Origin of the sequence: Brachybacterium hainanense (genome assembly GCF_042434575.1) — a bacterium.
In the GTDB taxonomy this organism is placed as follows: domain Bacteria; phylum Actinomycetota; class Actinomycetes; order Actinomycetales; family Dermabacteraceae; genus Brachybacterium; species Brachybacterium hainanense.
In genome coordinates, this window is sequence record NZ_JBHLSV010000021.1 from 15,399 (window position 1) to 42,094 (window position 26,696).

General features: G+C 72.5%; 26 protein-coding genes. 13 read left to right on the top strand and 13 right to left on the bottom strand.

Annotated elements, in window-relative coordinates:
• Positions 1-88: 88 nt before the first annotated feature.
• The gene (locus ACFFF6_RS14900; RefSeq protein ID WP_376982110.1) at positions 89-1,699 is read right to left on the bottom strand and encodes an ABC transporter substrate-binding protein; all 1,611 of its coding nucleotides are present in this window, start codon (positions 1,697-1,699) and stop codon (positions 89-91) included.
• A 332-nt stretch (positions 1,700-2,031) separates the two neighbouring features.
• Here ACFFF6_RS14900 and ACFFF6_RS14905 point away from each other — a divergent pair, with 332 nt between their 5' ends.
• Positions 2,032-2,739 (top strand): FadR/GntR family transcriptional regulator, encoded by a 708-nt coding sequence (locus ACFFF6_RS14905; protein WP_376982113.1) that lies wholly within the window; start codon positions 2,032-2,034, stop codon positions 2,737-2,739.
• An 18-nt stretch (positions 2,740-2,757) separates the two neighbouring features.
• Here ACFFF6_RS14905 and msrA read toward each other — a convergent pair whose 3' ends face one another.
• From msrA to ACFFF6_RS14945, 8 genes are all read right to left on the bottom strand, one after another.
• Positions 2,758-3,468, bottom strand: coding sequence for a peptide-methionine (S)-S-oxide reductase MsrA (msrA, locus tag ACFFF6_RS14910; RefSeq protein WP_376982115.1), 711 nt, complete (start codon positions 3,466-3,468; stop codon positions 2,758-2,760).
• A 92-nt stretch (positions 3,469-3,560) separates the two neighbouring features.
• A complete protein-coding gene (locus ACFFF6_RS14915) occupies positions 3,561-4,142 on the bottom strand; it encodes a hypothetical protein (protein WP_376982117.1) in 582 nt (193 codons plus the stop codon).
• Positions 4,142-5,515: a DUF58 domain-containing protein gene (locus ACFFF6_RS14920; protein ID WP_376982119.1), complete on the bottom strand. Its 1,374-nt coding sequence runs from the start codon at positions 5,513-5,515 to the stop codon at positions 4,142-4,144. Before ACFFF6_RS14920 ends, ACFFF6_RS14915 begins: the two co-directional genes overlap by 1 nt.
• 7 nt (positions 5,516-5,522) lie before the next feature.
• A complete protein-coding gene (locus tag ACFFF6_RS14925) occupies positions 5,523-6,548 on the bottom strand; it encodes an AAA family ATPase (protein ID WP_376982121.1) in 1,026 nt (341 codons plus the stop codon).
• The gene (locus tag ACFFF6_RS14930; protein WP_376982123.1) at positions 6,545-7,096 is read right to left on the bottom strand and encodes a hypothetical protein; all 552 of its coding nucleotides are present in this window, start codon (positions 7,094-7,096) and stop codon (positions 6,545-6,547) included. Before ACFFF6_RS14930 ends, ACFFF6_RS14925 begins: the two co-directional genes overlap by 4 nt.
• On the bottom strand, positions 7,093-7,869 hold the full coding sequence (locus ACFFF6_RS14935; RefSeq protein ID WP_376982125.1) for a DUF4129 domain-containing protein: 777 nt from the start codon (positions 7,867-7,869) through the stop codon (positions 7,093-7,095). The genes ACFFF6_RS14930 and ACFFF6_RS14935 overlap by 4 nt, the downstream gene beginning before the upstream one ends.
• Positions 7,866-9,155 (bottom strand): THUMP-like domain-containing protein, encoded by a 1,290-nt coding sequence (locus ACFFF6_RS14940; protein ID WP_376982127.1) that lies wholly within the window; start codon positions 9,153-9,155, stop codon positions 7,866-7,868. The genes ACFFF6_RS14935 and ACFFF6_RS14940 overlap by 4 nt, the downstream gene beginning before the upstream one ends.
• A 48-nt stretch (positions 9,156-9,203) precedes the next feature.
• On the bottom strand, positions 9,204-10,169 hold the full coding sequence (locus ACFFF6_RS14945; protein ID WP_376982129.1) for an NADP-dependent oxidoreductase: 966 nt from the start codon (positions 10,167-10,169) through the stop codon (positions 9,204-9,206).
• Positions 10,170-10,253: 84 nt separating this feature from the next.
• Here ACFFF6_RS14945 and ACFFF6_RS14950 point away from each other — a divergent pair, with 84 nt between their 5' ends.
• Positions 10,254-11,633: a molybdopterin molybdotransferase MoeA gene (locus ACFFF6_RS14950; RefSeq protein WP_376982131.1), complete on the top strand. Its 1,380-nt coding sequence runs from the start codon at positions 10,254-10,256 to the stop codon at positions 11,631-11,633.
• A 53-nt stretch (positions 11,634-11,686) separates the two neighbouring features.
• On the opposite strand, the gene ACFFF6_RS14955 is transcribed toward ACFFF6_RS14950, so the two are convergent.
• Positions 11,687-12,013, bottom strand: coding sequence for a hypothetical protein (locus ACFFF6_RS14955; protein ID WP_376982133.1), 327 nt, complete (start codon positions 12,011-12,013; stop codon positions 11,687-11,689).
• Between the two features lie 261 nt (positions 12,014-12,274).
• Here ACFFF6_RS14955 and ACFFF6_RS14960 point away from each other — a divergent pair, with 261 nt between their 5' ends.
• From ACFFF6_RS14960 to ACFFF6_RS14975, 4 genes are all read left to right on the top strand, one after another.
• Positions 12,275-13,291 (top strand): ABC transporter permease, encoded by a 1,017-nt coding sequence (locus ACFFF6_RS14960; RefSeq protein ID WP_376982135.1) that lies wholly within the window; start codon positions 12,275-12,277, stop codon positions 13,289-13,291.
• Positions 13,292-13,295: 4 nt separating this feature from the next.
• Positions 13,296-14,312, top strand: coding sequence for an ABC transporter permease (locus ACFFF6_RS14965; protein ID WP_376982137.1), 1,017 nt, complete (start codon positions 13,296-13,298; stop codon positions 14,310-14,312).
• Between the two features lie 12 nt (positions 14,313-14,324).
• On the top strand, positions 14,325-16,085 hold the full coding sequence (locus ACFFF6_RS14970) for an ABC transporter ATP-binding protein (protein ID WP_376982139.1): 1,761 nt from the start codon (positions 14,325-14,327) through the stop codon (positions 16,083-16,085).
• Between the two features lie 203 nt (positions 16,086-16,288).
• Entirely contained in the window at positions 16,289-18,016 is a 1,728-nt protein-coding gene (locus tag ACFFF6_RS14975; RefSeq protein WP_376982141.1) for an ABC transporter family substrate-binding protein, read from the top strand.
• A gap of 84 nt (positions 18,017-18,100) precedes the next feature.
• Here the strand turns inward: ACFFF6_RS14975 and ACFFF6_RS14980 are convergent, their stop codons facing one another.
• Complete coding sequence (locus tag ACFFF6_RS14980; protein WP_376982143.1) at positions 18,101-18,379, bottom strand: MoaD/ThiS family protein; 279 nt, start codon at positions 18,377-18,379, stop codon at positions 18,101-18,103.
• Positions 18,380-18,381: 2 nt separating this feature from the next.
• Positions 18,382-19,482, bottom strand: a complete 1,101-nt coding sequence (gene moaA / locus ACFFF6_RS14985; protein ID WP_376982145.1) for a GTP 3',8-cyclase MoaA — start codon at positions 19,480-19,482, stop codon at positions 18,382-18,384.
• A 206-nt stretch (positions 19,483-19,688) separates the two neighbouring features.
• Here moaA and ACFFF6_RS14990 point away from each other — a divergent pair, with 206 nt between their 5' ends.
• The 5 genes from ACFFF6_RS14990 (at position 19,689) to ACFFF6_RS15010 (ending at position 23,893) form a co-directional block, all read left to right on the top strand.
• Positions 19,689-20,954 carry a molybdopterin molybdotransferase MoeA gene (locus ACFFF6_RS14990; RefSeq protein WP_376982147.1) on the top strand — a complete coding sequence of 422 codons (1,266 nt, stop codon included), beginning with the start codon at positions 19,689-19,691 and terminating at the stop codon, positions 20,952-20,954.
• On the top strand, positions 20,951-21,514 hold the full coding sequence (gene moaC / locus ACFFF6_RS14995) for a cyclic pyranopterin monophosphate synthase MoaC (RefSeq protein ID WP_376982149.1): 564 nt from the start codon (positions 20,951-20,953) through the stop codon (positions 21,512-21,514). The genes ACFFF6_RS14990 and moaC overlap by 4 nt, the downstream gene beginning before the upstream one ends.
• A complete protein-coding gene (locus ACFFF6_RS15000; RefSeq protein WP_376982151.1) occupies positions 21,511-22,128 on the top strand; it encodes a MogA/MoaB family molybdenum cofactor biosynthesis protein in 618 nt (205 codons plus the stop codon). The genes moaC and ACFFF6_RS15000 overlap by 4 nt, the downstream gene beginning before the upstream one ends.
• Entirely contained in the window at positions 22,125-22,649 is a 525-nt protein-coding gene (locus ACFFF6_RS15005) for a molybdenum cofactor biosynthesis protein MoaE (RefSeq protein ID WP_376982153.1), read from the top strand. The genes ACFFF6_RS15000 and ACFFF6_RS15005 overlap by 4 nt, the downstream gene beginning before the upstream one ends.
• A gap of 368 nt (positions 22,650-23,017) precedes the next feature.
• On the top strand, positions 23,018-23,893 hold the full coding sequence (locus tag ACFFF6_RS15010) for a metallophosphoesterase (RefSeq protein WP_376982155.1): 876 nt from the start codon (positions 23,018-23,020) through the stop codon (positions 23,891-23,893).
• Positions 23,894-24,054: 161 nt separating this feature from the next.
• On the opposite strand, the gene ACFFF6_RS15015 is transcribed toward ACFFF6_RS15010, so the two are convergent.
• On the bottom strand, positions 24,055-24,177 hold the full coding sequence (locus ACFFF6_RS15015) for a hypothetical protein (RefSeq protein WP_376982157.1): 123 nt from the start codon (positions 24,175-24,177) through the stop codon (positions 24,055-24,057).
• Between the two features lie 485 nt (positions 24,178-24,662).
• On the opposite strand from ACFFF6_RS15015, the gene groES reads away from it, so the two are divergent.
• Together groES and groL are read left to right on the top strand one after the other, a co-directional pair.
• A complete protein-coding gene (gene groES / locus ACFFF6_RS15020; protein ID WP_376982159.1) occupies positions 24,663-24,959 on the top strand; it encodes a co-chaperone GroES in 297 nt (98 codons plus the stop codon).
• Between the two features lie 5 nt (positions 24,960-24,964).
• Positions 24,965-26,554, top strand: a complete 1,590-nt coding sequence (groL, locus tag ACFFF6_RS15025) for a chaperonin GroEL (RefSeq protein ID WP_376982161.1) — start codon at positions 24,965-24,967, stop codon at positions 26,552-26,554.
• The last annotated feature ends 142 nt before the right edge of the window (positions 26,555-26,696 follow it).

Here is a 26,696-nt window from a genome sequence, read left to right on the forward strand (position 1 = left end):
CCTCCAGGCGGGCCGGGTGCGAAGGACGGGGGAGTGCGGCGGGGCCGGCGGCGGTCCTCGGCGGGGGAGGGCCGCCGCCGGGCCGCGGTCACCGGGAGGAGCCGACGCCCACGAAGCTCAGCCCGGTCAGCGCCGTGGGCTGGAAGTCGACGAGGGTGGACGCGTCCCACGCGGTGGGCGCCTTGCGGTGGAAGAGCGGGTACAGCGGGACCTCGTCGGAGATGATGTCGAACGCCTGGTGCCAGATGTCGACCTGCGCGGTCTCGTCGGTCTCCTCCATGCCCCGGTCCAGCAGGTCGTGGACCTTCTGGTAGCTCTCAGAGCCCTTCCAGTGCATGCGGGTGTCCGTCCAGGTGTCGGCGTAGTACCACCAGCGCATGAGCAGGTCGGGGTCGTTGCCGAAGACCGAGGGGTCCCCGGGGGCGATCACCACGTCGAAGGCCTCAGGCTTGCCGTCGATGGTGTTGTACACGTCCGCGGACTGCTTCTCCGCGAACTCGACGGTGACCCCGGCGGCCTCGAGGGACTGCTGGATGATCGGCGAGCACTGCTTGACCCAGTCGTGGTCCGTGCACAGCAGGCGGAAGGAGGTCAGCCCCGTCTCGGCGAAGAGGCTCGTGGCCTTCTCGAGGTCGAGGGCGTAGACGGTGGAGGCCTGCTTGTACTGCGGGTGGTCCTTCTGGACGAAGGAGGTGGCGGCCTCGGCCTGGCCGGCGAGACCGTCGGTGATGATCGTGTCCATGTCCAGCGCGTACAGGAACGCCCGGCGGTTCCTCACGTCGGCGAAGGGGTTGGACCTGTCGTTGTTGAACATGGCGAACAGCAGGCCGAAGCCCTGCGCCGACTCGACGGTGCTGCTGGCCTTGAGCTGGTCGATCGAGAGGTAGGGGACCGAGTCGATGGCCTGCGCGGTCGTGGACTGGATCGCGTTGGTGCGGGTCGAGGCGTCCGGGATGATCTGCCATGTCATGGTCTTCGCGAGAGCCGGCTGCGGGCCGTTGTAGGCCTCGAAGCGCTCGAAGCCGACGGACTTCGAGGAGGCGCCGTTGTCGGTCATCCTGTAGGGGCCGGAGCCGACGGGGCTGGCGTCGAAGGCCTTGGCGTCGGCCTCCACTGCGGCCTTCGGCACGATCTTCACGACGCTGAGACGCTCGGCGAGGATCGCGACGGGGTGGGCGAGGGTGACGGTGACGGTGCTGTCGTCCTTCGCCTCGACGGATTCGATGAAGTCGATGAAGCCGGCGTAGAGGGAGGCGTTCGCCGGGTCGAGCACGCGCTCGAAGGAGTAGACCACGTCGTCCGCGGTGACGGGGCTGTCGTCGTGGAAGGTCGCGCCGTCGCGCAGGGTGATGTCGACGCTGGTGCCGGTCGCGCTGGGCAGCTCGGTGGCGAGCGCGGCGTAGACCTCGCGGGTGACCGGGTGCAGCTCCGTCAGGCCCTCGAGCGTGTGCCAGTTGACGGCCGTGGTGAGGGCGGCCGAGGTGGTCATGGGGTCGTAGCCGTTGGTGCCGAGCTCGTAGGAGATGGCGGCGGTGATGGTGCCGTCGGTCTTCGCCTCCGCGGCGCCGGAGGCCTGCTGGCCCGGGCTGCCGGAGCTGTCCCGGGGCGCGCAGGCGCCGATGGTCGCGACGATGCCGGCGGCGCCGGCGAGGACGGTGGTGGCGCGGAGGAATCCGCGGCGGCTGGTCGAGGTGCTCACAGGGGCTGCATCCCTTCGGTCGGGCGGTCCGCTCGGACCGCTTGCACGACTGCTGCGTCCCGGAGGAGCGGTGGACGCCGCCATGGGCGTCCTCCTGCCGGGCGGTTCACGACCCGCTGCGAGTGGGAGGCCGACCGCTTCCTCTTCCAGGACATCAGACGTATGATGTCTGATGTTCAGGACTGTACCTCCTTTCGGAGGACAGCGCGAGCCGCGCGCTCGGGGTCGTGACCGCTTCGAGACCTTCCGTTTCGAGGTCTTCCGCCCCGAGCGGCGCGCGTCGCCGGGCAGAGCCAGGCAGACTAGGGATCCACAGGGGAGAAGGAGACGATATGGCCCGCATCAGGACCGAGGGGACCGCCGTGCGTCGCATCCAGGACCTGATCCTGGAGGAGGGGCTGCGCCCCGGCGATCCCATGCCCACCGAGAGCGCCCTGTGCGAGCGGCTGGAGATCTCGCGGTCCTCGCTGCGGGAGGCGATGCGCACGCTCGCCTCCCTCGACATCGTGGAGGTGCGTCACGGGCACGGCACGTTCGTCGGCGCCCTCTCGCTCGCCCCGCTCGTGGACGGGCTGCTCTTCCGCGCCCGGCTCGACGACGGGAACGACCTGCGCGCCCTGCGAGAGGTGGTCGAGCTGCGCATCGCCCTGGACCTCTCGGTCGCGCAGGAGCTCGTCGAGCACTACCGCGGCACGCAGAACCCCGAGCTCGAGGAGCACGTGGAGGAGATGCGGCGCCTCGCGGACCTCGGCGAGCCCTTCCCGGAGGCCGATGCCGCCTTCCATGCGCGCCTGCTCGCCCCCGTCAGCAACGGCCTGCTCGTGCAGCTCGCGCAGGCCTTCTGGGAGATCCACACCTCCGCGGTGCCGATGCTCGGGCTGCCGCCCGCCCGCGACATCCTCGAGACCGTCGAGGCGCACCGGGCGATGGTCGCCGCGGTCGAGGCGGGCGACGCCGACGCCTACCGGCAGGCGGTGCGCGTGCACTACGGACCGCTGTCCCGCGTGCTGGCCGCCGCCTCCGCGCAGGCGCAGGGCTGAGCGGGAGCGGAGGGCCGATCAGCCGATCGTGCAGGCGACGCCGTTGAAGCCGTGGTTGCAGTAGCCGCCCGGGTTCGTGGCGAGGTACTGCTGATGCTCGGGCTCCGCGGTGTAGTAGCGGCCGTTCCCGGCCTCGGCCAGCGGCGCGAGCTCGGTGGTGATGGTGCCGCGCCCGGCCGCATCCAGCGCCTCCTGGTAGCGGCGGGCCGAGTCCTGCACGATCCGTCCCTGGTGCGCGGTCGTCCAGTAGACGGCGCTGCGGTACTCGGTGCCCACATCGTTGCCCTGTCGCATCGCGGTGGTCGGGTCGTGCTGCTGCCAGAACTCGGTCAGCAGCGCCCGCAGCACCCTGTCCCGCGCCTCGTGGTCAGCGCCGCGGTACACGACGCGGACCGCCTCCGCATGCCCGGTCCGAGCGGAGAAGACCTCCTCGTAGGTGGGATGCGGGGTGTATCCGCCCGCGTACCCGGAGGAGGTGGTGTGCACCCCCGGGATCTGCCAGGCGATCCGCTCGATGCCCCAGAAGCAGCCGCCGGCGAGGATGATCTCCTCGGCATCGGCGGGCCAGGGCCGGGGGTCCTCCGGGGCGTCCGGCCCCAGCATGTCGGTGCCGAGCACGGCATGGATCCGGGCCAGGGGGTACGGGGAGCTGCTCCGGCCCGGGAGCGACTCCTCCGCCGTGACCATCTGCTTCTTGTGCCCGTACAGGAGGTCCATCATCTGCCACATGGCACACACGGTAGACCCGCGAGCTGGCCGGCGGCGGAGAAGTCCCGCTGCGCGGGGTGCGGGTCCGCGGGTCGCCGCCCGGTCCTCTCCGCTCAGCGGCGCCGACGCCGCTGCGGGGCCACGAGCGGCTCCTCCCGCGGCATGAGCATGATCAGCAGCACGACCAGGGCGAGAACCCCGGGGATCATCGCCCAGCCGCCGATCCGCAGGCCCTCCGCGGCGGCGAGCCACAGCACCGCCCCGCCCAGCAGACCGAGCCCGAGGGCCGGCAGGCTGCCGCGGGCGTGACGGCGCACCGCGCCGCCCCGGATCACGCCGTAGGCGGGGGAGATCGCGGCGAGCGCCCAGCAGGAATGGGCGAGGAACAGGACGGCCGCAAGGGAGAGCAGGTGCGTCAGCGGGAACGGTCCCCGCGCCGCCGCCGTGAGGATGATCAGCCCGAACGCCACGAGGCCCACGTCGGAGTCGGGGCGCAGGGTCTGCGCGAGCCCGAGGACCAGCACGAGCACGCTGACCAGGGTGGGGACCGTGCCGCCCAGCGGATCCAGGTCCAGGGCGAGCACGTCCGCGGCCACCAGGAGGGCGAGCGCGCCCAGGCGCAGGGCCCAGTGGCTGCGGCTGACGATCCGCAGATCCGCGAGGGACTGGGCGATGGTCTCGACGAGATGCCGCATCAGGACCTCCGGATCCGGGGTGCGGAGCCCGCCGCCATGAGCGAGAGCACGATGGGTGCCAGGGAGGCGGGGCCCTCCCAGGCGGTGACGGGGACGCCGCGCTCGCGCAGCTCGCGGACGGTGCGCTCGCGCAGCAGGCGCCGCATGACCCAGGCCTCGGTCCAGAACCGGTCCGAGGCCCGCCCGTCGGGGCGCCGCTCCGGTCGGCCGTGCAGAGCGGACGCGTCGCCGACCCCCAGGGGCAGGGTATCGACCACGATCACATCGGCCCCCTGCGCGACCAGATCGCCGATCTGCGCGACGACCTGGTCGTGCAGCAGCGGGGTGAAGACGACCGTGAGCGTTCCCGAGCGCACCGAGCGCAGCGGCACCGCGCGGCCGGTCCCGGTGTCGCGGGCGGCGCGCGCGAGGGCGTCGGTGAGGACCCGCAGATGGCGTGCGCCGGTGCCCGGACGCACGGGCCCGATGAGACGTCCCAGGTCGTGCAGGGCGACCCGGTCCCCGGCCGTCAGGTAGTGGCGGGCCACGGCCGCGGAGGCGCGCACGGTCACGTCCAGGCTCGAGGGGGAGTCCTCGGGAGCGGACGGCGGGGGCACCACGTCGACCAGGGTGTCGGTGACCAGGAGGACGTCGGTGTCCTGCTCGGTGAAGGTCGCGCTGGTGTGCATGACCCCGGTGCGGGAGGTGACCCGCCAGTTGATGCGATGGAGCCGGTCCCCGGGCTGGAAGGGACGGACGTCCGCGAGCGCCGTGCCGGGGCCGCGCCGTCGCGAGATGTGGACGCCGCTGATGCCGATCACGGACGGCACGTCCACGGGTGCTTCGAGGACGGGAGCATCCGGGGTGACCTGCAGGTGCAGGGGGCCCAGGTCGACCTGCGCCCGGAAGGCCCCGCTCGGGTCGAGCAGCTGCACGGTCGCGGGGCCGACCTCGTAGTCGCCCCAGCGCCGCACGGTGAGGGAGATGCCGGCGCTGTCGGCATCGGCCTCGGCCCCGTGACGGGGGCTCGAGTAGGCGTGGGCCCGTGCCGGGAGCACGGCGCCGACGAGGAGCCCGGGGGAGGCGTGCACCCGCGCCGTCACGGTGCGCCCCTCCGCCACCCGGTTCGTGGACAGGCGCAGCACGGGGGCGGCGACGGTGCCGGGCTCCGGGCCGGGGCGGCGCAGGCGGGCGACATGGGCGAGCAGCACCCACACCAGCAGCGGCAGCACGAGGACCAGCAGATCCGGTCGTCCGGCGAGCACGGCGATCAGCGCCGCGAGGGCGCCGGTGAGAAGCGCGCGGGTGTGCGCCGCGGTGGGGCGCAGCGCCGGCCGCTCCTCGGCGCGCGTGCGGGCCCCGCCTGCGGGCATGACGGGCGCATCGGAGGTCATGAGCGGTTCACGCCCGGGCCGCGGCGGGCGTCTGCGCGGCGGACCGCGCGACGGGGACCTCGACCTCGGAGAGCGCGGCCTCGACGACGCCGTGCCCGCTCGCGTTCTGCAGCCACAGCTCCGGCTTGATGGTCACCCGATGATCGAGCGCGGCATGGGCGAGGACCTTGACGTCCTCCGGCAGCACGAAGCCCCGTCCGCGGATCACGGCGAGGGCACGGGCGCAGGTGATCAGGGCGAGGGTGCCGCGTGGCGAGGAGCCGACCAGGGCATGCGGGTGCCGCCGAGTGGCGCGGACCAGCTCGACCGCGTAGGCGCCGACCTCGTCGTCGACGTGCACCTGCTCGACCGCCTCCTGCACCGCCAGCAGTCCGGCCGCATCGATGACCTGCGGCACGGACTGGTCCTCGGTGCCGCGTCGCAGACGGCGGGAGAGGACGTCCCACTCCTCCTGCGCGCTGGGGTAGCCGAAGGACAGCCGCAGCAGGAAGCGGTCCAGCTGGGCCTCCGGCAGGGGATAGGTGCCCTCGTGCTCGACCGGGTTCGCGGTGGCGAGCACGTGGAAGGGCCGCGGCAGCTTCCGGGTGGTGCCCTCGACGGTCACCTGGCGCTCCTGCATGGCCTCCAGCAGGGCGGACTGCGTCTTCGGCGGGGTGCGGTTGATCTCGTCGGCCAGCAGCAGGCCGGTGAACACCGGACCGGGGCGGAAGGCGAACTCGCCGGTGCGCTGGTCGAAGACCTCCGCTCCGGTGAGATCGGCGGGCAGCAGGTCCGGCGTGAACTGGGCGCGGGTGAAGGGCAGCCCCAGCGCCTGCGCGAAGGATCGGGCGGCGAGGGTCTTGCCGAGTCCCGGGAGGTCCTCGAGGAGCACATGGCCGCCCGCGAGGATCCCGGCGAGGATCTGCTCGAGGACGGGGCGCTTGCCGACGACGGCCTGCTCGACGGCGTCGAGGACCTCGGCGGCGCTGCGGGAGGCGCGGGCGGGATCGACGCTCGCCGGGCGGGGGTCGCTGGGGGCGGGGGTGCTGGTCATGCGGGGATCTCCTCGGTCGCGGGCGGGGCCTTCGGGGGTGTCGGGACGGCGGCGAGCTCGCGCAGGTGGCGGTGCAGCGCGGCGCGGTCGATGGGGCCGATGGGATGCGCGTCGTGGTCCCCTTGCTGGGACTCGGCGATGAGCCGGCGCAGCCCCTCCGACAGCGGCGGCACGTCCTCGCGGTGCTCCCGCTCCTCCGCGATGCGTGCGAGGATCTGGCTGACCGCGCGGCCCGTGATCTTCCGGGAGGGCTGCGCGGAATAGGCGGCGGCCTCCATCTTGCGGACCAGCACGTCGCGGGCGTCGGGACGGGCGGCGTCGGGGTCCAGGTCGAGCTCGGGATGGTCGGCGGCGTCGGCCCGGGAGATGCCCCGACGCAGGAACCACAGCCCGGTCGCGCCGAGCACCGCGAGGGACAGCGGCAGGATCGGCTGGAGGTGCATGCCCACGAAGGACAGGACGATGATCGCGAGCAGGGCCGTGGCGAGGCCGATCGCGATGTCGCGCAGGAGGACGGCGAGCTCCCGCGCGCCGGGGGCCGGGGTCATGCCGTCCCTCCCGCGCGCGCCGAGAGCTGGCCGGACAGCCGGGTGAGCAGGGAGAGCGCGGTGTCGCGGTCCTCCTCCGTGATCGGCTCCCCGGAGAACAGGGCCTGCCCGTAGAGCGCGGCGAAGGACTCGAGATCGGTCCGGTCCAGGTCGAGGGCGCCGAGGACGGCGACCACGAACTCCTGCGTGGTCTGGGTGGGGCCGCGGCGGATCCCTGTCCGGGCTATCGCGCCCTGCAGGGCGAGCCAGGCGGCGATCACGGCGTCGCCCGGCCTGGCGGTGCGGGTCAGCTGCACGACGGCGTCGTCGATCGCCTCCGCGGCCTGCGCGGCGGTGAGCACGTCGAGGTCCTCGTCCTCGGCGGCGACGGCGCGCTGGGCCCGGCGGCGCAGCGCGAGGGTGCGCTGGATGATCCAGAGGATCAGCAGGAGCAGGCCCAGACCGCCGATGATCGCGAGGGTGATGATGACCGCGCGGAGGACGTCCGCTCCGACCCCGGGCTCGGTCGGCTCCGGGAGCTCCGGCGGTGTGAACTCGGGCGCCTCGCGGGTCTCCTCGGACTCCTCGGCGGTGGCGGTCGTCGACGCGGTGGGCCGCGGCGGATCGAAGGTTGCGAGCACGAGGTCGCTGCGGGTCGAGGCGAGGGCCAGCAGCAGGAGGCAGACGATGCCGATCAGCAGCACCAGCGGTGCCCACGAGCGGGGCGCACGGCGGCCCCGCTCCTCCGGCTCGGGTGCGCTCGGCGAGGACTCCGTCGTCCCTCCGGCGCTCATGCGATCGGTTCCTGCGGGCGGTGCGGCGAGGCGACCACCACCGACTGCTCCCCGGCGATCCGCGTGAGGATCAGCGTCGCGGACTCGTCGCCGAAGCGGCGGGGGCGGAGGGAGCGGCGCAGCTCCTCGGGGGTGATCGCGGTGCCCCGCTTCTTGATCTCGAGCACGCCGATCCGGTGCTCGCGCAGATAGGAGGTGAGCCGCTTGAGCGAGAAGGGCATGACGTCGCGGACCGCGTAGCCGTGGACGAAGGGGGAGGCGATCCGCGCATCCGAGCTGAGATAGGCGATCGTCGGATCGAGGGTGTGCGCGGCGAGGTCCGCGGCGACCTGGCCGATGAGCCCGGCCCGGATGACCGCGCCATCTGGCTCGTACAGATGCGAGGCCACGGGACCGGGATCGGGGTCGGGGACCTCGGCGCCCTCTCGCAGCGCGATCCCGTGCGCGCCCTCGCGCCCGATCACGAGCGCGCTGCGCCGCACGCCCTCCCGCGCGAGCGGCCCGAACCAGCAGGTCGCCTCGAGAACCTGGCCGTGCCAGGACAGCCATTGCGTCTCGGTGCCGCCGGGCAGGGCGGCATGGTCGATGCCGGGTCCCAGCTTCGCGCCGAGCGGTCCGGCCTGCCCGTCGCGCCCGATCCGGCGGGCGAGCGCCTCCACGGTCGACAGCGGCGGCTCGTACTCCTCCGGGTCGTGGAGGCGACGGGTGCGACCGCGGGCGGGAGCACGGCGCGCGGGATCCAGCCAGATGCCCTCGGTCAGGGCGGGGTCGTGGTCCTCGGCCGTGCCCAGGCGGACCTGCGCGGCCGGGAAGGGGCGCAGGTTGATGGTCGCGACGGCGACGGTCGCGGGATCGCGGTCCACGGCGAGGACGTCGGTGCCCAGGGCCGCGCTCGCCATCGCGTCGCCGCCGATGCCGCAGCCGAGGTCCGCGACCGAGGCGACCGCGGCATCGCGGAAGCGGCGGGCGTGCAGCGCCGCGACCGGCAGCCGGGTGGCCTGCTCGAGACCGTGCGGGGTGAACAGCATGGAGCGCGCGAACTCGCCGAACTTGTCCGCGGCCCGGGCACGCAGGCGCGACTGCGTGAGCACCGCGGAGACGAGCTCCGGGGAATGGCCGGCGCCTCGCAGCCGTGCCCCGAGGGAGAGCGCGTCCTTCTCCTCGTAGGGCGGGAGGGAGGCGAGCAGCTCCCATCCTTCGGGCTGGAGCAGCAGCTCGAGCGCTGCCACGAGCGGGTCCGGGGGAGGATCCGGGGCGGCGGTCGGAGCAGGCGTCGTCGGATCCATGCTTGCGAGCCTAGCGGAAACCGCCCTCCCGGGCGGGGCCGCCCGGGGTCAGGCGTGCGCCTCGAGGATGAGCTTCCCCCGGGTGTGCCCGGTCTCGAGGAGCTCGTGGCCGCGCGCGACCTCCGCCAGAGGCAGGACCTCGCTGATCTCCACGTCCAGCAGCCCTTCGGCGTGGGAGCGGGCGAGCAGCTCGAGGCGGCCCCGGGTCGGCGCCATCCGCGTGATGTGCGCGCTGATGCCGCGGTCCTGGGCGGGGGTGATGTCCGCCAGGGTGGGCACGGCGACGATGCGGCCGCCGTCGGCGAGGACGTCGAGGCTGGGCAGGAACGTCGAGAAGTAGTGCAGGTCGATGATCGCGTCGACGCCGCGGCCGCGCGTCTCCTCCCGCACCCGGGCGACCCAGTCCTCCTCGTCGTAGGCGATCGGCTCGCCGCCCAGCTCGCGGATCCGCCCCGCGTTCGCGGCGCTCCCGGTCGCGAGCACCCGGGCGGCGCCGGCCTGGAGGGCCAGCGGGATCAGCAGCTGCCCCACCCCGCCGGTGCCTCCGTGCACGAGCAGGGTCTGCCCGGGGCGCAGACGGGCGTCGTCCTCGAGGGCCGTCAGCGCCGTCGAGCCCGCGAGCGCGAGCCCCGCATAGGTGCGCAGGTCCGGCTGCGCACCGGGCACGGTGACCACGTCCTCGGCGCGGATCGCGACGGTCTCCGCGTAGGTGCCGCGCAGATCGTCGGTGCGCACCCCGAAGACGGGGGAGCCGATCGCGAGGCCCCGCGAGGCGAGGTCGACGTCATCGGCCGCTCCGATCACGTGACCGGACAGCTCCCGTCCCAGCACCGCGGGCAGCTCGAGCATCCGGGACAGCCCCGAGCTGCCGTCGCGCATCTTGTGGTCGACCGGGTTCAGCCCCGCGTAGGCGACGCTGACCAGCACGTCCCCGGGGCGCGGCACCGGTGGGGAGCTCTCGTGCAGCCGCAGGACGTCCGGGGTGCCGAAGGACTCGATGATGATCTCGCGCATGCCCCGATTGTGTCGCACCGATGGGATCATCGGGGCGGACGCGGACGCAGCAGCGGCCGTGACGCCCCCGAGAGGAGCCCTGTGGTGCATGCCGACGAGCATCCCGATGCGTGGCGGTGGCGGGCGCGGACGCGGGAGCTGCTGGGGCCGCTGCTCGCGCAGCGGAGCCGCGGCGCGGATGCCGTGCCGGCGGGCGCGTCCGGCGCGGAGCCCGGGGCGGTGCTCGCGGTCCTCGGGGGGATCCTGCGCGAGGACCTGCGCTCCCCGGAGGACGTCCCGGGCCTGCCGGTCTCCGCCATGGACGGCTTCGCCGTGCGTGCCGCCGACGTCGATCCCGCCGGGGGCGCGAGCCTGCCGGTGGCCCTCGATCTTCCGGCGTCCCCGGGCCCGGCTGCCACGGCGGGCCAGCTCCCGCCCGGGGCCGCGGCGCGGATCATGACGGGCGCGCCGATCCCGCACGGCGCCGATGCCGTGATCGAGGTCGAGCGCACCGACGCCGACCCCCACGGGGCCGCCCCGGCGCGGATCCTGATCGGGCCCGTGCCCGGGCTGCGCGCCGGGCGTCATGTGCGCGGCGCCGGGGAGGAGATCGCCCGCGACAGCCTGCTCGCCCCCGCGGGGACCCGCGTGGGTCCGGGGCTCCTGGCCCTCGCGGCGATGCTCGGCGTGACCGACCTCCCCGTCCACGCCCCGGATCCGGCGGCGCGGGGAGCCGTCGACGCGCGGGCGCCGCGCGTCACGGTGCTCGTCACCGGGGACGAGGTCCTGCCCGGGGGCGATCTCCCGTTCGGGCAGGCGACCGGCGCGGTCCGGGACTCCAACGGGATCATGCTCGCCGCCGCCGTCGCCGAGCGGGGCTGCGCCGCACGGATCCTGCGCAGCGGCGACGATCCCGCCGCCTTCCTCCGGATCGTCCGGGACGCGGCGCAGGACGCGGATCTGGTGCTGACCACGGGCGGGATCGGGCATGGGGCCTTCGACGTCGTGAAGGCGGCCCTGGGACCGGCCGGGGAGGGGACCTCGCATTTCGCGCATCTCGCCCTGCGGCCCGGCGGGCCCCAGGGGCGCGGCACGCTCCCCGGACCGGACGGCCGCGCGGTCCCGGTCGTGCACCTGCCCGGCACCCCGGTGGGGGCCCTGGTCGGATTCCACCTCGTCGTGCGCCCGCTGCTGGGCGAGGAGGATCTCACCGCTGCGGTCCTCCTCGGCGGTCCCGGGTCGCCGCGCCCGCCGCTCGGCCGTCCCCGCGGGGCCCGGGATGCCGCCCGGTCGCGCCTGCACGCCCTGCCGGCCCGGCTCGAGCAGCGCGCGGGGGAGGCCCCGCGCGCGCGTCTGCTGCCCGGGCGGCGCCTGGCGCCCTTTGCCACGGCCGATGCCCTGGTCATCGTGGAGCTCGCCGCCGGGGAGGCGCTGCCGTACGGGGAGAGCGTGCGGTGCCTGGATCTTCGGCCGGCCCATGGATGAGGGCCCGTACCGGTCGTCCTCCCGAGGGCCGGGGCCGGACTCGTGCGGCGGGCTCAGCGCCGAGCGCGCCCCGGGCCGTTCCCCGGAGCTCCGTCGACGGCCGCCGCGGCCCGCCGGCGATCGCGCTCCTCGCGTCGCATCCGGCGATGGTCCCGCACGCTGCGGACGAGGGCGGCGCCGAGCATGATCGCGGCCCCGAGCGCGAAGCCCAGGGCGAAGGCCGCGATCCAGGCGCTGTAGAGGTAGCCGGCGAGGAGCACGAGCGGCAGCACCAGCAGCCCCGCGGGCCAGGGGCCGATCCCGCGATGTCCCAGCACGTCGGCCAGGGCGACCGCGGCGAGGACGCCGACCACGAGGACGAGCAGGTGCAGGAAGGTCACGATTCGAGCATATCTGGCACCTGAGCACGCGGCGGATCCTGACCCTGAGGCATGGTGGAGCGTTGTCAAGCGTTATCGTGACCCGTGGAACATCGCCCGACCGGGGAGGTTCCAGTCCCTCTGCGACCTCCGATGCTCGTACATCGTGCCCGGGGTTCCGCAGCGTCCGGAGCCCGTGGGCCCGGCGATGGCGCCGGAGCTCGATCAGAGCCGGGGACGCCGGACGGACACCCGGGGTATGAAAGGAAGACTGCGTGATGTGTGAACGCGACCAGGGGAGGCGACGTGCTTAGATTCGTCTCCATCCGGCTGCTGACCTACGTGATCCTGGCGTTCGTCGCCACGAGCTTCGCCTACCTGCTGGCGGCCTCGCTGCTGCACCCGGAAGAGGTGCTGTACCCGCCGATGGCCACGGAGCCGGTGCCTGCGGCGACAGCCCAGGAGTACCTGAACGTCCGGAACGTCAACCCGGCCACCCCGCTGTTCGAGCGGTATGCGACCTGGCTGGGCGGGCTGATCCGGGGTGATCTGGGGGTCACGACGGGGACCAACAAGGCGATGGTCCCGGTGATGGAGGAGCTCGGCAACCGCGTGCCGATCTCGCTGCGCCTCGTCGTGCTCGGCACCGTCATCGGCACCGTCCTCGGGGTGCTGATCGGCATGGTGACCGCGGTGCGCCGCAACGGCATCGGCGACCGCGTCGCGACGATCCTCGCATTCCTGCTCGTGTCCCTCCCGACCCCGGTGGTCATCCTCGTCGTGCAGCAGACCAACCAGGGGATCATGGACCTGAGCGGCTGGGGCCTGCCCGCCATCAATCCGATCAACCCGCTCCTCCCCGAGGGCTCCTGGGCCTCGATCAGCTACCAGGCCAAGGCTCTGGTCATGCCGACCATCGTGCTCGCGCTCTTCGCCGCGGCCTCCTACTCCCGCTATATGAAGGTCACCACGCTCGACGTGCTGGGCAGCGACTACCTCCGTACGGCCCGCGCCAAGGGCCTGACCCGAGGGAAGGCGATGACCAAGCACGGCCTGCGCATGGCGCTGATCCCCATGGGCCAGTACTTCGCCTTCGCCGTCGGGGGAGCCTTCACCGGTTCGCTGTTCGTCGAGCTGATGTTCAACTGGCAGGGGGTCGGCCGCTTCGCCGTGTCCTCGATCGGCATGGCCGACGTCAACGGCACCGCCGGCGTCGTGCTCTACACGGCGATCCTGACGCTTCTCTCCGCGACCTTCGCAGATTTCCTGCAGGGCCTGCTCGACCCGAGGATCCGGTGACACCATGACGAATCCTTCCGACATGCGCGGCACCGACGATGCCGCGAAGCTCCAGCAGACGACGGATCCCTCCGCGAATCCCGTGCTCGGCGCCGTCCTCGAGGACCCCGCCCTCGCGGATCTCGACGTCCCCGCCGGCGACGCTCGGTCGATCGAGTCGATGGGTCGCGGCGAGCTGCTGCGACGGCGGTTCCTGCGCAACCGCAGCGCCTGGGTCGGCATGATCATCTTCGCGCTGCTCGTGCTCATGGCGATCTTCGCGCCGATGTTCTACCAGTACGGGCCCTTCGAGCGGGACCTGCGCAATGCGCTCACGGGTCCCAGCGCCTACCACTGGTTCGGCGTGAACGAGAACGGCCTGGACATCTTCGCGCGCACGATGAAGGGCCTGCGGATCTCCCTCGTGATCGGCCTGGGGACCGCTGTGCTCACGTCCCTGCTCGCGCTCATCGTCGGCATCGTCGCCGGCTACGTGGGCAACAAGGGCAAATGGGGAGCGATCGCGGACGGCGCGCTCGTGAACCTCATCAACCTGTTCCTGGTGATCCCCTCGCTCCTGCTGCTGATGCTGTTCAGCCCCGTCCTGCAGCGGGCGACCTGGCTGCTGCTGATCCCGCTGCTGGCCCTGTTCGCGTGGATGCTCACCGCGCGTGTGCTGCGCGCCATGACCCAGCAGCTGGTGCGCACCGAGTACGTCGAGGCGGCGCGCTTCATGGGCGTGCATCCCATCGTCACGATGACGCGGCACATCATCCCGAACATCGCGAGCTGGATCATCATCGACACGACCCTCGGGGTCAGCGGCGCCATCCTCGGCGAGACGGGCCTGTCGTTCATCGGCTTCGGCATCCAGTACCCGCAGGTCTCGCTGGGCACCGTGCTGCAGGACTACAACATCTCGGCTCCGTACACGTGGATCCCGCCGGCGATCGTGCTCGCCGCCCTCGTCATCTCGATCAACCTCATGGGCGAGGCGCTGCGCGACGCCCTCGACCCGACCAGCGGCTCGAGCCGTCTGTAGAAGGGGAGCAGAATGTCTGAACCGATCCTCTCCGTCCGGGACCTCAGCGTCACCTTCCCCTCGGAGGCGGGAACCGTGCATGCGGTCTCGAACCTCAGCTACGAGGTCCACAAGGGCGAGGCCCTCGCGATCGTCGGCGAATCCGGCTCCGGGAAGTCCGTGAGCTCCCTCGCGGTGATGGGGCTGCTGCCCGGAACCGCCACCATCACCGGCGACATCGAGCTGATGGGCCGGAAGATCTTCACCCTCGAGGACCGTCAGCTCTCCGAGCTGCGGGGCAACACCATCTCGATGGTCTTCCAGGACCCGCTGTCCGCTCTCACCCCCGTCTACCGGGTCGGCGACCAGATCGCCGAGGTGGTGCGCATCCACCATCCGAAGACGACCGCGTCGGCGGCCTTCGACCGGGCGGTGGAGCTGCTGGACGCCGTGGGCATTCCCGAGCCGGGCCGCCGTGCCCGGCAGTACCCCCACGAGTTCTCCGGCGGCATGCGCCAGCGCGCCATGATCGCGATGGCGATCGCCAACGAGCCCGAGCTGATCATCGCCGACGAGCCCACCACGGCTCTCGACGTCACGATCCAGGCGCAGGTCATGGAGCTGCTGAAGTCCGCGCAGGAGATGCTGGGCGCAGCGACCGTGCTCATCACCCATGACATGGGCGTCGTCGCCGGCTTCGCCGATCGGGTGCTGGTCATGAAGGACTCCCGCATGATCGAGACCGGCGGCGTGGACGACATCTTCTACCGCCCCCGCGAGCAGTACACGCGGGATCTGCTCTCGGCCGTGCCGCGCGTGGACCTCGCCGAGTCCGAGGGGTCCCAGAGCGTGGCCGGCAGCGCGCTGCGCAAGGTCGCCGAGGCGGCCGAGCAGGCGGCCCCCGACGCCGCGCCCCGCGAGGAGCGCCCGGCCGTCCTCGAGGTCGAGGACCTCCACCGCGTCTACCCGATCACCAAGGGGGCGCTGGTCCGCCGCAAGGTGGGGGAGCAGCGGGCCGTGGACGGCATCTCCTTCGACATCCGCGAGGGCGAGTGCTTCGCCCTGGTCGGCGAGTCGGGATGCGGCAAGACGACCACGCTGATGGAGATCATGCAGCTGCGCACGCCGCAGCAGGGCGTGATCCGGATCGGCGGCAAGGAGACCGGCGCCCTGACCAGCAGGGAGCGCAAGACGCTGCGCTCCGATGTCGCCATCGTCTTCCAGGACCCGATGGCGGCGCTCGATCCACGGCTGCCGATCGGCGACATCATCCGGGAGCCGATGCGCGTGCAGGGATACTCCGCGGAGAAGATGGCCGAGCGCGTCGAATGGCTCCTGAAGATGGTGGGCCTCCAGCCCGAGCACGCGATGCGCTATCCGACCGAGTTCTCGGGCGGGCAGCGGCAGCGCGTCGGCGTGGCCCGTGCTCTCGCCTGCGAGCCGAAGCTCATCGTGCTCGACGAGCCGACCTCGGCGCTCGACGTGACGGTGCAGGCGGGCGTGCTCGCGATGCTCGCGGACCTCAAGACCCGGCTGGGCGTGAGCTTCCTGTTCGTCTCCCACGACCTCTCCGTGGTCCGCCACATCTCCGACCGGATCGCGGTCATGCGCAAGGGGAAGATCGTGGAGATGGGGCTGACGGAGGAGGTCTTCTCGAACCCGCAGCACGAGTACAGCAAGGAGCTGCTCAGCGCCGTCCCGATCCCGGATCCGGCGATCGCCCGCTCGCGTCGCCGGCAGGTCATCGACCGCGAGGCCTTCGAGGGGAGCGGGGATCTCGACGCGGCGTCCTGAGCACCGCGTCCTCTCCGGGCGCCGCGTGTTGCGAAGCGATAACAGCGGCCCCGGGAGGACCCCCGCGCGGCCCCCGGTCCCTAGACTGATCACACCTGGGGAGGACGGCTGCGTCACCAAGAAGGTTTCACAGCGTCCGTGCCCCGGTCTCGACCACGAAGCGACAGCGAAGATCTCGGTGCTCGCGAATGAAGGAGAATCATATGCGTTTCACGCGGCGATCCATGCTCGGGGCGACGGCGCTGTCCGTCTCGATGGCGGCGCTGGCGGCCTGCACCCAGGATCCCGGCACGGGCGGCGGTGGCGGCGGGGCGTCGGACGGCGGCGGTGAGGGCCCGATCGCCGCGGACGCCAACGACATCAACCCCAAGTCCCGCGAGGAGATGGGGGAGGGCGGGGTGCTGCGCCTGGCCAACAACGCCTTCCCGGCCAACTGGAACGGCAACCACACCGACGGCAACGAGGGCAACACCTCAGAGATCCTCAACGCGATCATGCCGAGCCTCACGGTGAACGACGCTGCCGGCGTGGTGACGGCGAACCCCCAGGTCACCAAGCGTATCGAGCTCACCTCCGAGGACCCCCAGGTCATGGAGATCGAGCTCAACGAGGGCATGGCCTGGTCGGACGGCACGCCCATCAACTACCAGTCGATCGCCAACGTCTTCGAGACGATGAACGGCTCCAAGGAGGGCTACGCGATCGCCTCCTCGACCGGCTACGACCAGGTCGAGAAGATCGAGCAGGGCGCGAACGACCTCACGGCCGTCATCACGTTCAAGACCAAGTTCGCGGACTGGATCGGCCTGGCGGGCGTCATGCCCGACTCCCTGGTCGCCTCCGCGGACGCCTTCAACTCGAGCTGGGCGGCCGAGCCCCTCGTGACGGCCGGCCCCTACAAGATCGGCAAGATCGACGCCGCCAACAAGACCGTCCTGCTCGAGCAGGATCCCAACTGGTGGGGCGACAAGCCCTTCCTCGACCAGGTCCTCTTCACCACGATCGAGGACCCGGCGGCGACGGCGACCGCCTTCCAGAACGGCCAGCTCGACGTCATCGAGACCTCGGTCCCGGCGACCTACTCCGTGGTCGAGCCGATGATCGGCCAGGGGGCGACCCTGCGCACCTCCGCGGGCCCGAACTGGACGCACATCACGCTCAACGGTGCGGAGGGGCGCCCCCTCGCCGACCAGGCCGTGCGCCAGGCGATCTTCCGGGCGATCGATCGCCACGAGGTCTTCCTCTCCGTCAACGCGACGATGCCCTACCCCAAGGACACGAAGCCGCTGAACAACCACCTCCTGATGACCAACCAGGAGGGCTACCAGGACAACGCGGGGGACCTCGGCACCTACGATCCCGAGGCCGCCAAGAAGCTGCTGACGGACGCCGGCTACACCATGGAGGGCGACAAGGCCACCAAGGACGGCAAGGCCATCGAGATCACCTATGTCTACAACGACGGCTCGAAGACGAACGAGGCCGTGGTCCCCGTCGTCCAGGAGCAGCTCGCCGCCGTGGGCATCACCATGAAGGTGCAGAAGGTTCCGCCGACGGACCTCTTCTCGAAGTACGTCATCCCCGGCGACTTCGACCTGACCCTGTTCGGCTGGCTCGGGACGCCGATGCTCTCCTCCGGCGACTCGATCTGGACGACCGGCGGCGAGCAGAACTTCGGCAAGATCGGCGACGAGGCCACGGATGCGCTCATCGCCGAGGCCGCGGTCGAGACCGACAAGACGAAGCGGCTCGAGACGATCAACAAGATCGACGCGAACCTGTGGACGCTCGCCGGGACGATTCCGCTGTGGCAGCAGTACGACTTCTTCGTGCAGAACGACGATCTCGCGAACTACGGCTCGAAGGGCTTCGCCTCGATCGACTGGACGCTCGTGGGCTACGTGAAGGGCTCCGCGAAGCTCGAGGGCTGAGTCGGAGCGAGTCCTCTCGGATGACAGCGGGGGCCGGGTGCGCATCGCACCCGGCCCCCGCCCCGTGGTCGAGGTTCTGCATCGTCACCCGCCCGCGAAGGGCGGCAGCACGTCGATCCGGTCCCCGGTGGCGAGCGCACGCCCCTCGTCCCGGCAGACGACCGAGTTCACCAGCACGCTGCAGGCGCGCACGATCCGGTCGCCGTCCCCGCCTGCGAGGTCCCGCAGCTGGCCGAGGGCCCCGGCGACATCGGCCGCCTCGAGGTCCAGGCGCTCCGTGCCGAGAGCCGCGGCGACGCCCGCGAACAGGTGCACCTCCACCCGGACGGGGGATCCGGTGATATCGGCCGGCGTATTCGTCATGGTCATCCTCCGATCGCGCTCATCGGTCGCTGGGGCTGGACGAAGTCCGGGGAGTCCATGCCGTGACCGGCCGCCTTGCCCCACTGGGCGGCCCGCCACATGTCCGCGATCTGCGCATCGGACGCCCCCGCGCGCAGGGCGCCGCGCAGGTCCGTCTCCTCATGGGAGAACAGGCAGGTGCGCACCCGACCCTCGGCGGTGAGCCGTGTGCGTCTGCAGTCGGCGCAGAAGGGGCGCGTCACCGAGGCGATGATGCCCATCCGTCCCCGGTGCGCGCCGGTCACGGGATCGGCGACGTCGAACAGCTCCGCGGGCGCGCCCTCTCGCGCCACAGGGGCGGGCGAGAGGCGGTAGTGCGGGGCGAGCAGGGCATGGACATCGGCGGCCGTGATCATGCGTGCGCGCTCCCAGCCGTGGTCGGCATCCAGCGGCATCTGCTCGATCACCCGCAGCTGCAGGTCCCGCTCCAGGCACCAGTCCAGCAGGTCCGGCAGCTCATGGTCGTTCACCCCCGGCAGCAGCACGGCATTGACCTTGATCGGGGCCAGCCCCGCCTCCCGCGCGGCCTCGATCCCCTCGAGCACCCGGTGCAGCAGGGGGCGGCGCGTGATCCGCTCGAAGGTCGCCGAGACCACCGAGTCCAGGGACACGTTGATCCGGTCCAGGCCCGCGGCGCGCAGCTGCGCGGCCCGGGACTCGAGGCCGATCGCGTTGGTCGTGAGGGACACGTCCGGGGCCGCGGGCAGGGCGGAGATGCCGGCGACGATCTCCGGAAGATCGTGGCGGGTCAGCGGCTCCCCGCCGGTCAGGCGCACCTGCGTGACGCCCAGCAGCTCCGTGGCGATCCGCACCATCCGGATGATCTCCGCGGTGCTCAGCAGCGCCTCGCCGCGCAGGAACGTCAGGCCCGAGGCGGGCATGCAGTAGGAGCAGCGCAGGTTGCAGAAGTCCGTCAGCGAGATCCGCAGATCGGTCGCCTCCCGGCCGAAGCTGTCCAGGAGAGCCGGAGTCCGCGGACGGTCCGTCGTGTCCGGGAGCCGCACCGCCATCGGATCCGTGGTGCGGGGTCGGGGGATCCCGAGCGACACGCCGCGTCCGGCCATGGGATGTTCGCCGCCTCTCGCCTCGGGAGCATCGGACGCATGCGCGCGATGCATCCTGGCCTCCAGGATAGGCGCCCCGCCTCCACGGCGGCCGGACGAAGGTCCCGGCCTCGGTCGGGGGCTCCCTCGGGGGAGATACTGGACGGTGCAGGGACCGGATCGACGGGTCCTGCGGCCGGCGGCAGGAACCACGAGGAGGCAGGCGCATGGAGGACAGATCCCGGATCCCCCTCGCGGACCATCGGGATGACGCGATCGCCCTGCTCGGTGCGCACCGCCGGCACAGGGACGAGCCGGTCACGGAGATCCTGCTGGGGCGCGTGTGCGCGAGCGATGTCCGCTCCCGCGTCGACGTGCCGGCCCTGGACAACTCCCAGATGGACGGCTTCGCGGTCGTGGCCGCCGATCTGCGGGCCCCGGGGGAGGAGGTGCGCCTGCGCGCCGCCGCGGCGATCGCCGCCGGGCAGGGCGTGGCAGGCCACGTCCCGGGCACGGCGAGCCCCATCATGACCGGCGCGCCGATCCCGACCGGCGCCGATCTCGTCGTGCCCGTGGAGGAGTCCGCCCCCGGTTCCTTCGATGCTCTCCCCGCCCCCGGGGAGAGCATCGCGCTGCGGCCCGCCGCCGTGGACGCGGGCCGGTTCGTGCGCCGGGCCGCCTCCGACACCCGCGCCGGGGACGTGATCCTGCGCGAGGGGACCGTGCTCACCCCCGCCCGCATCGCGCACCTGGCCGCCTGCGGCGTGGAGCGCGTGCGCACCCTCGCGCCCATGAGGGCGCTCGTGATCTCCACCGGCAGCGAGGTCCGCAGCGCGGAGCGCTCCGGCGGCCTGCTGCGCGAGGGGGCGGCCTTCGACGCGAACGGGCCGGGGCTCGCCGCCGCCCTGCTCGAGGCGGGCGCGGAGATCGCCGCGACCGCGACGGTCCCCGACGACCCGGAGGAGCTGCGTGCCGCCATCGGCCGCCTGACCGCCGAGACGGGCGCAGATCTCGTCGTGACCAGCGGCGGCGTGAGCGCCGGAGCCTACGAGGTGGTGCGACAGGCCGCCGAGCTGCCGGGGGTGCGCCTCTCCTTCCCGAAGGTCGCCCTGCAGCCCGGCGGACCGCAGGGCATCGGCATCATCGAGATCGACGGGCACCGCCTGCCCTGGCTCGCCTTCCCCGGGAATCCCGTCTCCGCCCTGCTGAGCCTCGAGCTGATCGCCCGGCCGGCCCTCGGCGCTCCGCCGCGGACGATGCTGCGGGCCCCGCTCCGCCTCGAGGAGCCGCAGTCCTCGCCGGTCGCGCTCGAGCAGTACCGCCGCGCCCGCCTGCTGCCCTCGGGGGAGGTGCGGCTGGTCAGCGGGGCGTCCTCGCACCTGCTGGGCGCCCTCGCCCTGTCCGATGCGCTCGTGCGGATCCCGGTCGGCGTCGACATGGTCCACGATGGGGACATGCTCGAGACGATCCTCCTGCCGGGGGCCGGCGCATGACCGCCCCCGGCGCACCCGACCTGTCGCATGTGCGCGCGGACGGCTCCGCCCACATGGTCGACGTCACCGACAAGGCCTCCACCTCTCGGGCCGCCCGCGCCCGCGCCGTGCTGCGCACCCGCCCCGATGTGATCGCCCGTATCGCCGAGGGCACCCTGCCCAAGGGGGAGGCGCTGCCCGTAGCCCGGATCGCCGGCATCATGGGCGCCAAGCGCACCCCGGACCTCATCCCGCTGTGCCATCCGCTGCCGCTCAGCGGGGTCGAGGTCGACCTGGATGCCCACGACGACGTGGTCGAGATCAGCGCCCGCGTCCGCACCCGCGGCGTGACCGGCGTCGAGATGGAGGCGCTGACCGCCGTCACCGTCGCCGCCCTCACCGTCTTCGACATGATCAAGGCCGTCGACCACCTCGCCGTGATCGAGCAGATCCGGGTCGAGGAGAAGTCGGGCGGCAAGAGCGGTGACTGGAGCCGCGAGGGCGCGGACGGCGAGGCCCCCCGGGAGCCCGGCGACCGCACCGTCCACGACGAGCCGCCCGCCTCGGGAGACGCCCGATGAGGGACATCCCCGCGCGCCGCAGCGACCTCGACTGCCGCGCCCCGGCCCCCGAGGGCAGGGCGGCGCTGTGCGGGCGCGCCCACGTCCTCATCGCCTCGACCCGCGCGGCCGACGGCACCTATGAGGACCGCACCGGTCCGATCCTGCATGACTGGCTGTGCGCACGGGGCCTGGACGTCGCCCCCGTGCAGGTGGTCTCCGACGGCCCGGCCGTGGGGGAGGCGATCGGTGCGGTCCTCTCCACCGGCGTCGATGTCCTCATCACCTCCGGGGGGACCGGGATCGCCCCGAGCGACGTCACCCCCGAGCAGACCGCCCCGTTCCTGGACCGGGAGCTGCCTGGGGTCCTCGAGGAGGTCCGCCGCCGCGGCGCGGGGACGGCCCCGGCGGCGCTGCTCAGCCGCGGCCTCGCAGGCATGGCAGGACGCACCTTCGTGGTGAACCTGCCCGGTTCCCGGGGCGGCGTGCGGGACGGGATCGCCGTCCTCGACCCGATCCTCGACCACCTCCTCGAGCAGCGCGACGGCGGAGGGCACGAGCAGGCCGACGAGGCAGAGATCGGGCGGTGCGACGACGGGCCTGGCCGGTCCGGAGCGGACGGGGCATCGGCATGAGCGAGCACGACTCCCGCCTCCAGGCCTCGCAGGGCCCCACCCCCTTCGCCGCCGACCCGCAGTCGCTGCGCGTGCCCGGCGACCCCGACCTCGGCGCCGCCGCGCAGCGCGTGCGCCATGCGAGCATCGGGGAGGGGCCGGTCTCCGTCGCGGAGATGGCCTCCGCGGTCGGCGACGCCCGCTGCGGTGCCGTCGTCACCTTCGACGGGGTGGTCCGCGACCATGACGGCGGTCGCGGCGTGCTGACGCTGGACTACAGCGCCCACCCTCTCGCGCCGCAGGCGATCGCCGAGGTCGCGGCCGATGTCGCCGAGCGCTACACGGACGTCCTGGTGGCCCTCGCCCATCGCGTCGGCCCGCTGCGGATCGGCGATTCCGCGCTCGTGTGCGCGGTCTCCGCCCCGCACCGCAAGCTCGCCTTCGCCGCCTGCGACGAGCTGGTCGACGAGGTCAAGCGCCGGGTGCCCATCTGGAAGCACCAGCGCTTCGCGGGTGGGGACTCCGAGTGGGTCGGGCTCTGACGTCCCGGCCCTCGATCCGCTCACGGCGTCCCGGCTCATCACGGGGCGTCCCGGCTCGGCACGGGCGGCGTTGCGTCGTCCCGGGGGCGGGCGGGCCGTGTCCTTTGGGGACGCGTCCTGCCCCCGAACCACCGACCGCGCAGCTTCCGGCATCAGTGTGCCCGGACAGCGGAGGTCTGCCCGGGAATGGCGCAGAAGTGTTCCGGTGTGCCTCATCCCCGGGCAGCAGTACCGGGCTCCTCGTGCGTCTGCCTCATTCCCGGGCAGCGGTGCGGGGCGGGGTCTGCCCGGGCCGGGAGGACGAGGCATCCGGCGGCACGACGCCCGGCGTTCGCCCGCTCGTCACCTCCGACCGATAGCGTCGGCCCATGCGCATCCTGCATCTGACCGACACCCACCTGTTCGGCGACCCGACCGCCCGGCACTACGGCCGCATCGACACCGCGGCCGCGCTCGCGGCGGTCCTCGAGAGGCTGTCCCACCTGGAGGGCATCGACCTCGTCGTCCATTCCGGCGACGCCTCCGAGGACGGCACCGAGGAGAGCTACCGGCGTCTGCACGCGCAGCTCGATCCCTTCGCGCAGCACCTCGGGGCGGCGCTCGCCGTCGCGATGGGCAACCACGACATGCCCCTCGCCTACGCCGCGGTCGCGGGCCCCGGTGACCACGCCGCGCCCTTCCAGGACCGCCTGGTCCCCATCGCCGGGGGAGCCCGCGCGATCGTGCTGGACTCGAGCGTCCCCGGTGCCGGCTACGGGCACCTCGAGCCGGCCCAGCTGGACTGGCTGCGCGGAGTCCTCGCCGAGCCGGCTCCGGGCGGGAGCGTCCTGGTCCTGCACCATCCGCCGCTGACCGGGGCGACGCCGCTGCTGCAGGCGCTCGAGCTGGACGGCCTCGAGGAGCTCGCGGCCGTCCTCTCCGGGAGCGATGTGCGCGTCATCCTCTCCGGTCACTACCATCACGGTCTCGACGGCGCGCTCGCGGGCATCCCCGTGCACGTGGCACCGGGTATCACGAACGTCGTCGATCCCCTCGCCGGAGGGGGAGAGGAACGGGCGCACGCGCTGTCCGGGGCGAGCCTCGTGGAGATCGACGCATCGGATCCGCAGGCGCCCGCGCGCATCACCACCTCGCTGTGGGCGAATGCGGGCGACAGCCTCGAGGAGGCCGACGTGCGGCGGCCCGTCTACTCCTTCGACGAGGCGGCCGTCCGGCGGATCATCGAGGCGGCGGGACGCCCCTGAGCGCGGGTGGGTGCGGCCGGAACAGCAGCGCCAGGCACTCCAGATCACGCGCACGGCCCGGAGCGCGGGCGGCCGCGGAGGCCCCGGAATGCGGAGCGGCCGCACCCGGAAGGGTACGGCCGTGGCAGGTGCGGGCGGCGCCGGGACCGGCGCCCCGCGGATCAGCGGGCGAACAGGAGGCGCAGACGGTGCGAGGAGGAGACCTCGTCCTCGGTGCGGGTCGTGCTCTGGGAGGCGACCCGGTCGATGCGGTGCAGCTGGTCGACGCGGTGGAAAGTGTTCATGGGTGTGGTTCCCCTCGGTGCGATGGTGCCGTGACGCCCCCGGATCGCGGGCGGATCGTCACGAGATGACACTCGATGCAACCACTGCGCGGAGCTGGTGTCTTCCGAATATCCCGCCGTTGTTGTCGGCTTCACAATCCGGACATGACCTGCAGATCCTTCTGTGATCGGGGTCGTTGATCTGCCTCGCATCCGGACGGCTCGGAGGGCGGCGGGGGCCGCTGCTCGCCCAGTGCCCGAGCCTCCGCCCGCGACGTGCCCGACGCCTCGCCCGGGCGGCGGGGATGCCGCCGGTCGACACGGATTAGCACTCGTCTTGCGCGAGTGCCAGAGCGGTTCTAGAGTGGTCCTCGTTGGCAGTCACCTGGCCCGAGTGCCAGAGCTGCCAGACGGGTCCCCACCCGGTCGGCACCGCGACGACGACCGCTCCGGGGATCCGAACCCAGAACTCGCAGAGTCATTCATCGAAGAAGGAGTGGATCCGCATGTCGGTCTCCATCAAGCCCCTCGAGGATCGTGTCGTCGTCAAGCCGCTCGAGGCAGAGCAGACGACCGCGTCCGGTCTGGTCATCCCCGACACCGCCAAGGAGAAGCCCCAGGAGGGCGAGGTCGTCGCCGTCGGCGAGGGCCGCTTCGACGACAAGGGCCAGCGCGTCCCCATGGACGTCAAGGTGGGCGACAAGGTCGTCTTCTCCAAGTACGGCGGCACCGAGCTGAAGTACGGCGGCGACGAGTTCCTCATCCTGGGCTCGCGCGACATCCTCGCGATCGTCGAGGCCTGAGCCCCATGGCGAAGGAGATCATCTACGACGAGGAGGCGCGGCGCGCCCTCGAGCGGGGCGTCGACCGCCTCGCGAACACCGTCAAGGTGACGCTCGGCCCCAAGGGCCGCAACGTCGTCCTCGACAAGAAGTGGGGCGCCCCCACCATCACGAACGACGGCGTGACCATCGCTCGTGAGATCGAGCTCGAGGACCCCTTCGAGAACCTCGGCGCCCAGCTGACCAAGGAGGTGGCCACCAAGACGAACGACGTCGCCGGTGACGGCACCACCACGGCCACGGTCCTCGCTCAGGCGCTCGTCCACGAGGGTCTGCGCAACGTCACCTCCGGCGCGGCGCCGGCCGCCCTCAAGCGCGGCTTCGAGGCCGCCGTCGAGGCCGTCTCCGCCAAGCTCGGCGAGATCGCCATCGAGGTCGACGGCAAGGAGCAGATCGCGGATGTCGCGGCCGTCTCCAGCCAGGACCGCGAGATCGGCGAGCTGCTCGCCGAGGCCTTCGACAAGGTCGGCAAGGACGGCGTCATCACGGTCGAGGAGTCCTCCACGACCGCGATGGAGCTCGACTTCACCGAGGGAATGCAGTTCGACAAGGGCTTCATCTCCCCGCACTTCGTGACCGATGCCGACCGTCAGGAGGTCGTCCTCGAGGACGCCCAGGTCCTGCTGCACCAGGGCAAGATCTCCGCGGTCGCGGACATCCTGCCGCTGCTGGAGAAGGTCGTCGAGGGCGGCAAGCCCCTGTTCATCATCGCGGAGGACGTCGACGGCGAGGCCCTGTCCACGCTGGTCGTCAACAAGCTGCGCGGCGCCTTCAAGGGCGCGGCCGTCAAGGCCCCCGCCTTCGGCGACCGCCGCAAGGCGATGCTGCAGGACATCGCGGTGCTCACCGGCGCGCAGGTCGTCACCTCCGACCTGGGCCTGGACCTGAAGACCGTCGGCACCGACGTCCTCGGCCACGCGGGCCGCGTCGTGGTCACCAAGGACACCACCACCATCGTCGGCGGCGCCGGCGATGACGAGGCCGTGGCCGACCGCGTCGCGCAGATCCGCTCCGAGATCGCCGCGACCGACTCCGACTGGGATCGCGAGAAGCTCCAGGAGCGTCTCGCCAAGCTCGCCGGCGGCGTGTCCGTCATCAAGGTGGGCGCCCACACGGAGGTCGAGCTCAAGGAGAAGAAGATGCGGATCGAGGACGCGGTCTCCGCGACTCGCGCCGCCATCGAGGAGGGCATCGTCGCCGGCGGCGGCAGCGCCCTCGTCCAGGCCTCCTCCGTGCTCGAGGGCGACCTCGGCAAGGAGGGCGACGAGGCCGTCGGCGTGCGCGCCGTCGCCAAGGCGCTCGTCGAGCCGCTGCGCTGGATCGCCGAGAACGCGGGCCTCGAGGGCTACGTCGTCGTCGAGAAGGTCCGGGCCGAGGAGATCGGCCACGGCCTGAACGCTGCGACCGGCGACTACGTCGACCTGGTCGCCGCGGGCATCATCGACCCGGTCAAGGTCACGCGCTCCGCCCTGCGCAACGCGTCCTCGATCGCGACCCTGGTCCTCACGACCGAGACCCTCGTGGTCGAGAAGAAGGACGAGGAGGACGCCGCCTGATCGGCGCCGGCTCCGGCCGGAGAGGGCGTGAGGAACGAGCGTCCCCCGAAGGCCGGTGCTGACGTCGATCGGGCAGTCGGACAGGGTCTGACCAGGGCCCCGTCCGGTCGTCCCCCGGACGACCGCCCCGTGAGGAGGGCGG